The following is a 1,340-nucleotide window of genomic DNA, read 5'->3' on the forward strand; positions in this document are numbered from 1 at the left end:
TCTTATCGAGGTTTACAAGAAGCTTCGTCCCTCCGAGCCTCCCACGGTAGACAGCGCGCAGACCCACATCAACAATCTGTTTTTCGACGCCAACCGCTACGATATGTCGCGCGTCGGCAGATATAAATACAACAAAAAGCTCGGCATTGCCAACCGTCTTGAGGGCAGAACGATAACCGAGCCCATCGCCAACCCCCGCACCGGCGAGCTCATGGCTGACCGCGGCGAGAAGATCGGCAAGGACAAGGCGCTCGAGATCGAGAACGCCGGCGTTAAGGTAGCCTTTGTAAAGGGCAACGACGACGTTGTCGTAAAGATCATCTCCAACAACATGGTCGACATCTCAAAGTACGTCGACTTTGACGCCGAGGCTGAGTGCGGCATCCGCGAGAACGTCTGCTTCGAGCTGCTCTGCGAGATCCTCGACTCCGCCCAGAGTGAGGAGGAGCTCAAGGATATGCTTCGCGAGAAGGCTGACGAGCTTGTTCCCAACATCATCACCGTCGACGACATCTTCGCCACCATCAACTACCTCAACTGCGTAGCTCACGGCGTTGGCAACACCGACGACATCGATAACCTGGGCAACAGACGTATCCGCTGCGTCGGCGAGCTGCTTCAAAACCAGTTCCGCATCGGCTTTTCACGTTTGGAGCGCGTCGTGCGCGAAAGAATGACCACCCAGTCGCAGGATATGGACAGCCTTTCGCCCAACTCGCTCATCAATATCCGTCCCGTCACCGCGGCTATCAAGGAGTTCTTCGGCTCCTCGCCGCTCTCTCAGTTCATGGATCAGACCAACCCGCTTGCCGAGCTGACTCACAAGCGCCGTCTGTCCGCTCTGGGCCCCGGCGGTCTTTCCCGTGACCGCGCGGGATTCGAGGTGCGCGACGTTCACTACACCCACTACGGCAGAATGTGTCCTATCGAGACCCCTGAAGGACCTAACATCGGCCTGATCTCCTACCTCGCGAGCTTCGCGAAGATCAACAAGTACGGCTTTGTGGAGGCGCCCTTCCGCAAAATCGACAAAGAGACCGGCGTCGTCACCGACGAGGTCGTCTATATGACCGCCGACCTCGAGGACAACTACTACGTCGCACAGGCGAACGAGCCGCTCGACGAGAACGGTCGCTTCGTCAATTCCAGGGTCGTCGGCAGATACCGCGACGAGTTCGTCGAGCTGCCCGCCAAGCGCTTTGATTACATGGACGTATCTCCGAAGATGGTCGTCTCCGTCGCTACCGCCATGATCCCGTTCCTCGAGAACGACGACGCGAACCGCGCCCTCATGGGCGCTAACATGCAGCGTCAGGCTGTTCCGCTCCTGCGCTCCGAGG

Annotated in this window: 1 pseudogene; it reads left to right on the forward strand. The window is 58.4% G+C overall.

Annotated features, from left to right (window positions below):
• Nucleotides 1-1,340 (forward strand): annotated as a pseudogene (locus tag KQI64_RS08505) (DNA-directed RNA polymerase subunit beta); the annotation flags it as partial.

Source organism: Lachnoclostridium sp. MSJ-17, from assembly GCF_018918205.1.
In the GTDB taxonomy this organism is placed as follows: domain Bacteria; phylum Bacillota; class Clostridia; order Oscillospirales; family Acutalibacteraceae; genus Ruminococcoides.